The 8,071-nt window shown below is 61.4% G+C and carries 7 protein-coding genes; 6 read left to right on the top strand and 1 reads right to left on the bottom strand.

The genetic code is table 11. From position 1 onward, the window contains the following. Positions 1–167 precede the first annotated feature (167 nt). Both FO268_RS22545 and FO268_RS22540 read left to right on the top strand, forming a co-directional pair. A complete protein-coding gene (locus FO268_RS22545) occupies positions 168–446 on the top strand; it encodes a type II toxin-antitoxin system RelE/ParE family toxin (RefSeq protein ID WP_022991000.1) in 279 nt (92 codons plus the stop codon). A 10-nt stretch (positions 447–456) separates the two neighbouring features. Next, the gene (locus FO268_RS22540) at positions 457–744 is read left to right on the top strand and encodes a HigA family addiction module antitoxin (protein ID WP_075195112.1); all 288 of its coding nucleotides are present in this window, start codon (positions 457–459) and stop codon (positions 742–744) included. 294 nt (positions 745–1,038) lie between these two features. On the opposite strand, the gene FO268_RS22915 is transcribed toward FO268_RS22540, so the two are convergent. Then, positions 1,039–1,185 carry a hypothetical protein gene (locus tag FO268_RS22915; RefSeq protein WP_191967041.1) on the bottom strand — a complete coding sequence of 49 codons (147 nt, stop codon included), beginning with the start codon at positions 1,183–1,185 and terminating at the stop codon, positions 1,039–1,041. 183 nt (positions 1,186–1,368) lie between these two features. Between FO268_RS22915 and FO268_RS22530 the strand changes: the two genes are divergently transcribed. The 4 genes from FO268_RS22530 (at position 1,369) to FO268_RS22515 (ending at position 7,127) form a co-directional block, all read left to right on the top strand. Further along, on the top strand, positions 1,369–2,439 hold the full coding sequence (locus FO268_RS22530; protein WP_225316969.1) for an HlyD family secretion protein: 1,071 nt from the start codon (positions 1,369–1,371) through the stop codon (positions 2,437–2,439). Further along, complete coding sequence (gene rbbA / locus FO268_RS22525) at positions 2,436–5,213, top strand: ribosome-associated ATPase/putative transporter RbbA (protein WP_150995397.1); 2,778 nt, start codon at positions 2,436–2,438, stop codon at positions 5,211–5,213. The genes FO268_RS22530 and rbbA overlap by 4 nt, the downstream gene beginning before the upstream one ends. 3 nt (positions 5,214–5,216) lie before the next feature. Then, positions 5,217–6,338, top strand: coding sequence for an ABC transporter permease (locus tag FO268_RS22520; protein WP_150995396.1), 1,122 nt, complete (start codon positions 5,217–5,219; stop codon positions 6,336–6,338). Positions 6,339–6,731: 393 nt separating this feature from the next. Continuing rightward, positions 6,732–7,127 carry an ectoine synthase gene (locus tag FO268_RS22515; RefSeq protein ID WP_041336241.1) on the top strand — a complete coding sequence of 132 codons (396 nt, stop codon included), beginning with the start codon at positions 6,732–6,734 and terminating at the stop codon, positions 7,125–7,127. Positions 7,128–8,071 lie beyond the last annotated feature (944 nt).

Genomic DNA, 8,071 nt, shown 5'->3' with positions numbered 1-8,071 from the left:
AGCCGGCATTAACCGAATAGCGGGCCAGACCTGAGCGGACGCTCTCTGCCGCCGAGCCGTTGAACTGGACTTCGGCCACGGTTACGGTTTGCTTCTGTAAGTCAGGCCGGGACCGACAGATAGTGATGTGCTTTGACACCTGATACGTTACAGGGTACATTCAGGGAATGATTCGAAGCTTCAAACACAAAGGTTTGGCAAAATTCTTCAAGTCGGGCAGTACTGCAGGGATTCAGGCCGCTCATGAAAAGAGGCTTCGGCTCATTCTCGGTAGATTGAATGCAGCGGCGAATGCCAAAGATATGGACTTGCCCGGTCTTCGTTTGCACGAACTCTCTGGCAATCGAGCCGGAATCTGGTCAGTGACAGTCAGTGGTAACTGGCGAGTGACCTTCCGGTTCGAAGACGGAGATGCCGAGATTGTAAACTACGAGGATTATCACTGAGGTACCGCCAATGTTAATGCACAACCCTCCGCACCCGGGTGAAGTACTGCGAGAGCTTTGTCTTGAGCCTCTTGGCCTCTCTGTCACCGCAGCATCAGAGGCATTGGGCGTTAGCCGCAAAACGCTGAGTGCAGTGTTGAATGGCAAGGCCGGTATAAGTCCCGAAATGGCAATCCGTCTCTCTATTGCTTTCGATACTTCGGCAGAAAGCTGGCTGAATCAGCAGTCTCAATATGAACTCTGGCACGCCGAACAACATCGCAAAGAACTTAACGTGAAGAGGCTTGTTGCGGCCTGAAGCAGCACTGCCATCCCAGTCAGCGCCGGTCATGGCGCGTTGCCAACTCACGTCGGCCAGAGGCCGTAGTATAGAGCAAACCCAAAAGCCTGTCCGACTTCACACCCCTACAAGCAGGGTTTCCGAGGGGCGGTTTATACCTATCATGCCACCCAAGAGCTATGCGGCGTATTGCTGGCCGATAGTGGTCATCTCCAGGAAGAGGAGGCGCATTACCTCGGCCACCAGAAGCTGAGCAGGCATGAGACTCCGGAGCAACGGTATGATCAGGATGATGCAGAAGCCTGCATAGAGCTATTTCAATCGGTAGACTTTCACCAAGTGGTCCAGCTCGGTGATATTCGCTTCCACCTGCGACCGGTCGGGCACATTCTCGGGGCGGCCTGCGTCATCATTGAGGCGGAAGGTAAGCACATCGGCTTTCCGGCGACCACGGTACATCCCACAGGGGATCATCCTGGAGATCTCGCCCGGAGATTTGCCGACAAAAATGATGTGGGTCAGCCTAATTGCTGTGGTTCGTGCGTAAGGTACAGCTTCAGATGTGGGTCTACAAAGATCTCGCTCAGTCTGAATTCAATGGTCAAAAATGAGTGAGCCAACTGGCGGGGAGCAATCCAAGACGTGAAAAAGTTCATTAAAGCAGGTATTCGAGGCGTCGCCGCTGCGATTGTTATTGGACTGGGCGTTTGGGCTTGGTGGCATTTTCAACCGCAGGACTTGCCCGACGGATTCGCCGCTGGAAACGGCCGGATCGAGGCGGTCGAGATCGATATCGCAGCCAGGACCGCAGGTCGGATCCGGGAGATCCTGGTCAACGAGGGCGACTTCGTCCGCGCCGGCCAGGTCTTGGCGAAAATGGACACGGCCGTCCTGGAGGCGCAGCTCCGGGAGGCCGAGGCGCAGTTGCAACGGGCGCTCATCGGCATCGAGACCGCGCAAAGCCTGGTGACCCAGCGTGAGGCCGAGAAGCAGGCCGCCGAGGCGCTCATCACCCAGAGGAAGGCCGAGCTCGACGCCGCGCAAAAACGGCTTGCCCGCACCCGGGAGCTCGCCTCAAAAAACGCCACCTCCGAGGCGCAGCTCGACGACGACCGTGCCGCAGCCGCGGCGGCGAAGGCTGCGGTCGGCGCCGCGGAGGCGCAGGCGGCGGCCGCGCAAGCCGCCATAGGGCGGGCCAAGTCGGATGTCATTGCCGCGGAGGCCTCGGTGGAAGCGGCACGGGCTACCCTCCAGCGCATTCAGGCAGATATCGACGACAGCGTGCTGAAATCGCCGCGTGATGGGCGTGTCCAGTACCGCGTCGCTCAGCCCGGCGAAGTCCTCTCCCCGGGCGGCGTGGTGCTGAACATGGTCGATCTCACCGATGTGTACATGACCTTCTTCCTGCCGACGGAACAGGCCGGGCGGGTCGCGTTCGGGGCCGAGGCGCGGCTCGTGCTCGACGCCGCCCCACAATACGTGGTCCCGACCGAAATCTCCTTCGTGGCGGACGTCGCGCAGTTCACGCCCAAGGCGGTGGAGACGCAAGAAGAGCGCCAGAAGCTGATGTTCCGCATCAAGGCGCGGATCGCCCCGGATCTGCTCAGAGAGCACCTCCTCCAGGTCAAGACCGGCCTGCCGGGCATGGCCTATGTGCGGCTCGACCCGCGGGTGGATTGGCCGCCTGAACTGCAGACGAGACTGCCGCAATGAGCCGGGAGGCACATGCACAGATCGAGGATGACGGGGGGGCTGACGTGCCGGTTGCCCGCCTGCGGGATGTGTCCCTGCGCTACTGCAAGGCGTGTGCGCTCGACGAGGTCACCATCGATATCCCGGCGGGCTGCATGGCCGGGCTGATCGGCCCGGACGGGGTCGGCAAGTCGAGCCTGCTGGCGCTGGTCGCCGGCGCCCGCGCGGTCCAGACGGGACAGGTCGCGGTGCTCGGCGGCGACATGGCTGATGCGCGCCATCGCCGCGGAGTCGGCCCGCGCATCGCCTACATGCCGCAGGGCCTGGGGCGGAACCTCTACCCGACGCTCTCGGTGTTCGAGAACCTCGACTTCTTCGGGCGCCTGTTCGGGCATGACGGCGGCGAACGGGCGCGCCGCATTGAGGCGCTGACATGGGCCACCGGGCTCAAGCCGTTTCTCGATCGGGCGGCGGGCAAGCTATCCGGGGGGATGAAGCAGAAGCTCGGCCTCTGCTGCGCGCTGATCCACGATCCGGACCTGCTCATCCTCGACGAGCCGACCACCGGTGTCGACCCCCTCTCACGACGCCAGTTCTGGGGGTTGATCGCCGGCATTCGTCGTTCCCGTCCCGGCATGAGCGTGCTGGTGGCCACGGCCTATATGGAGGAGGCGGCACGCTTCGACTGGCTGGCGGCAATGAACGGTGGGCGGGTGCTGGCCAGCGACACGCCCGAAGACCTGCTGCACAGCACGGGGGCGGATTCGCTGGAGGCAGCCTTCATCCGGCTGCTGCCGGAAGAAAAACGCCGGGATTATCGGGCGGTTGAGATTCCGCCACGGCAGGCAGAGGATGGCGATACCGCGATCGAGGCCCGGGATCTGACCATGCGCTTCGGCGAGTTCACCGCGGTCGATCATGTGAACCTGCGTGTCCCACGGGGTGAGATCTTCGGTTTTCTCGGCTCCAACGGCTGCGGCAAGACCACGACCATGAAGATGCTGACCGGCCTCCTGCCGCCGAGCGAAGGCCGGGCCTGGCTGTTCGGACACGAGGTGGACCCGCACGACCTCGCGACCCGGTGCCGAGTCGGCTACATGTCGCAGTTCTTCTCACTCTATACCGAGCTGACAGTGCGGCAGAACCTGGAGCTGCATGCCCGGTTGTTCCACGTGCCCGCTACCGAGGTTTCAGGGCGCGCGGATGAAATGGTTGAACGCTTTGATCTGGCGGCTGTGATCGACAGTCTGCCGGGCCGGCTGCCCCTCGGCCACCGGCAGCGCCTGTCGCTGGCAGTGGCCATGATCCACAAGCCCGAGATGCTGATCCTCGACGAGCCCACCTCAGGTGTCGACCCGGTGGCGCGCGATGCCTTCTGGCGGATGCTGGTCGAGCTGTCGCGCCGTGACGGGGTGACCATCTTCATCTCCACGCACTTCATGAATGAGGCCGAGCGCTGCGACCGTATCTCGCTGATGCATGCGGGCCGGGTGCTGGTCACCGACACGCCGGCGAATATCGTGCAGCAGCGGAGCGCGGAGACCCTGGAAGAAGCATTCGTGGCGCATCTGGAGGAGGCGTCGGGCGAAGCCGACGAGGGGCAAACAGCTTCGCTCGATACGGTTGACGCGTCGTCAGGCCATGTCGAACCCCAGGGCTGGCGGCGCATGTTTGATCCCCGGCGCATGATCAGCCATGCCCGGCGCGAAGGATTGGAGCTGCGCCGCGATCCTATCCGGCTGACGCTGGCGCTGCTCGGCAGCGTCATCCTGATGTTTGTGATGGGCTATGGGATCAGCCTCGATGTCGAGGATCTCACCTTCGCGGTGCTGGATCGCGACCAGACCACCGTCAGCCGCGACTATACGCTCAACCTCACCGGCTCACGGTACTTCGTCGAGCGGCCGCCGATTACCGGTTATGCCGATCTCGACCGGCGAATGCGCGAAGGCGACATCAGTCTGGCGATCGAGATCCCGCCGGGCTTCGCGCGCGACATCGCCCGGGGCCGGCGGGTCGAGATCGGCGCCTGGATCGACGGCGCCATGCCGACACGGGGTGAGACCGTCCGCGGCTATGTGCAGGGGATTCATGCCCACTGGCTGGCGACTAAGGCGCGCGAAGCCGGCTACGGCGAGGCTTTGGCGGGGCTCGTCAATATCGAGACCCGGTTCCGCTATAACCCGGACGTCAAGAGCCTGGTGGCGATGGTGCCGGCGGTGATCCCGCTGCTGCTCATGCTGATCCCGGCCATGCTCGCGGCGCTCAGCGTGGTACGCGAGAAGGAGCTCGGCTCGATCACCAACTTCTATGTCACACCCACCACGCGGCTCGAGTTCCTGCTCGGCAAGCAGTTTCCTTACGTGGTCCTGTCCTTCCTGAGCTTCCTGCTGCTTACGCTGCTCGCGGTGACCGTGTTCGGCGTGCCGCTGAAGGGTAGCTTCCTGACGTTGGCGGTGGGTGCTCTGCTCTATGTTGGTGCCGCCACGGCCGTGGGGCTGCTGATCTCCACCTTCATGCGCAGCCAGATCGCGGCGATCTTCGGCACGGCGGTACTCACCATCCTGCCGGCGGCGAATTTCTCGGGCATGATCGACCCGGTCTCGTCCCTGGAAGGGATGGGCCGGCTGATCGGCGAGGTCTATCCGACCACGCATTTCCTGACGATCGCGCGCGGCACCTTCTCGAAGGCCCTCAACTTCTCCGACCTGCATGCCGCCTTTCTCCCACTGGCGCTGGCCGTGCCGGTTCTGATCGGTCTGTCCGCAGCGCTGCTCAAAAAGCAGGAGCGATAGTCCATGCGCCTTGCCAATATTTTCCATCTCGGTGTCAAGGAGTTGCGCAGCCTCATCCGCGACCCGATCATGCTGGTGCTGATTGTCTACGCCTTCACCGTTTCGGTCTACACGGCGGCCACGGCCATGCCGGAGACCCTCAACAAGGCGCCGATCGCGGTGGTGAACGAGGATCGCTCGCCATTGTCATGGCGCATCGTCAGCGCCTTTTACCCGCCGTACTTTGTTCTCCCCGAGGTGATCGACCAGGCCGAGATGGACGCCCGCATGGATGCCGGCCTAGACACCTTTGCCCTTGACATCCCGCCGAACTTCCAGCGTGACCTGCTGGCGGGGCGGCGGCCCACGGTCCAGCTGAACGTCGATGCCACGCGCATGAGCCAGGCATTTACTGGCACCGGCTATATCCAGACTATCGTGAGCGACGAGGTGCGGGCCTTTGCGCAGCGTTATCGCGAGATTCCGGAGCTGCCGGTCGATCTGGCGCTCCGGGCGCGCTTCAATCCCCAGCTCAACAAGTCGTGGTTCGGCGCGATCATGCAGGTCATCAACAACGTAACCATGCTCTCCATCGTCCTCACCGGCGCGGCGCTGATCCGCGAGCGCGAGCATGGCACCGTCGAGCATCTGCTGGTCATGCCGGTCACGCCTTTCGAGATCATGACGAGCAAGGTATGGGCGATGGCGCTGGTCGTCCTTGCCGCCACCGCCTTCGCGCTCACCGCCGTCGTGCAGGGCTGGCTGTCCGTGCCGATCGAAGGCTCGCTCGCGTTGTTCCTGGTCGGGACGGCGCTGCATCTGTTCGCGACCACCTCGATGGGCATCTTCCTCGGCACCGTCGCCCGCTCCATGCCGCAGTTCGCCCTGCTGCTCATGCTGGTGCTGCTGCCGCTGCAAATGCTCTCCGGGGGCTCAACGCCGCGCGAGAGCATGCCGGAGGCCGTCCAGTACATCATGCTCGCCGCGCCCAACACCCACTTTGTAATGCTGGCCCAGGCCATCCTCTATCGTGGCGCGGGCCTCGCCACCGTGTGGCCGCAATTCCTGGCCATCGCCGTTATCGGGGGTACCCTTTTTGGCTTGGCCCTGACCCGCTTCCGGCGAACACTCAGCGCCATGGCCTGACGGACTTGATACATGGCAGCGTGGAGTAGCGTCGGGCACACTCCGGCTGAGGTGGTTTCGCCTTCAAAAGTAAACAAGGCCAGCCCGTAGGCTGACCCTATAACGGATGAATCAGTTTTGCATGTAAGGCGCCACATACCTCAGGTGAAGTTCATTCGGTGCAATTTCGATGGTCAGGTCAGTGTTGCCCACCAGTAAGCAGCCCTGAGTTGCCCTCACGACCACAACCTTCACCAAAGGGGAGCTGCAGAAGCTGGAGGCCCCATCCAAAGCGCCCTGGTGGGGTATGACCAGTGGCGGGAGGAAAGGGCCGCTTGAAATATATAGATGCCTAATGTTTATACTATAACGGTGTCTAACCCGATTCTGGCCAACCAATCATGAGATACGCCCATGAAAATCGTTAAAGTTCAGGACATCATTGGTACCGAGCGTGAAGTCAGCGACAAGCAGTGGACCAGCCGCCGCCTGCTGCTCAAGAAGGACGGAATGGGATTTTCCTTCCACGAAACCATCATCAAGGCAGGCTCCGAGCACACTTTCTGGTATAAGCACCACCTGGAAGCCGTTTACTGCGTTGCCGGTAACGGGCGCATCAAGGACCTCGCCACGGGTGAAGTTCACGAGATTACCGACGGTACCCTCTACGCCCTGGACAACCACGACAGGCACACCCTGTACGGTGGCACCGAGGACATGCGCCTGATCTGCGCCTTCAACCCGCCGGTGACCGGCCAGGAAGTCCATGACGAGGACGGCGCCTACCTGTCGGACACCAGCGATAACTGATCCGCCCTGATATAGCGGCTGATCTGACCGCTGGCACATGGCCAGCGCGCCTGCTGCCGGTGGCGGTGTTGCTTTGGCTGGAATGCCCTTACCGGCGAGTCCCGAGCTTGGTGGCGCCACCACTGGCACGTTTATCCGGCCTCTGCCTGGGCACTGGTACATAATGAGATGAGCTATGACCACAACATGGCTGCGGCAAGCATGTGAAGGCGCTATTGGAAGCACACAAGTGAGTTAAACAGAGTTTCCCTAGCCCCAACTGGATACAAGGCCAAGTGTTCGGTCCAACCCGAAAACGATGAGTAATTCGTTGAGGAATCAGAGCCCCGCTCGGCGCTGGCCCAAAGTTAAATGACTCAACTTCGGTAAAACCTTCGTTTGAAGCGTGGGCGCTAATCTGGCCAGGAAACAACGACTGCTCATTGTTAGAGTACTCGAAGGAGTTTTGATCCTTCCGCCCCCATCGAATCTCGAATATTGCCTCGATCAGGGGTGCTTTGATCTTTTCAGCCATCTATGCATTCGTATGAGTCGACATGGCATACGAAGGTGGGGATGATAGGCCCAGTTGTCCTGGAAGTTTGCACGTGGATAATTTCGTGAGAAGGCGCGAGCGAGCTTATCTATCATTGACACCGCTGACATGGATTCCACAGCAGAACCGCTGAAAACAGACATTTTTCGTTCCTGCCCCAAACAACGGCTCGCTTTAATTGCGGCTGCCTTTATCGACAATGTGGACTAGGTCGGGGTTGCAGCGGCATCAATAACGCTCGCTCATTACATGTTGTCGGAGCGGCGCCGAATGTCCGCTTTGTGAGGTGGACCCCATCAGTTGGACAGCCTGAAGGTGCAGTTAAGCTCTGATCCGGTTTTATTCCCGGCTCAGGCGGCCAAGGCTATGGGTTGCCCGTAGTACACCTCATCGGGCGTTTGGTAATCAA

It is taken from the genome of Marinobacter denitrificans, assembly GCF_008795955.1.
Classification (GTDB): Bacteria; Pseudomonadota; Gammaproteobacteria; order Pseudomonadales; family Oleiphilaceae; genus Marinobacter; species Marinobacter denitrificans.
Note: the sequence above shows the minus strand (reverse complement) of the source record. Positions and strands in the feature narration are given on the sequence as shown.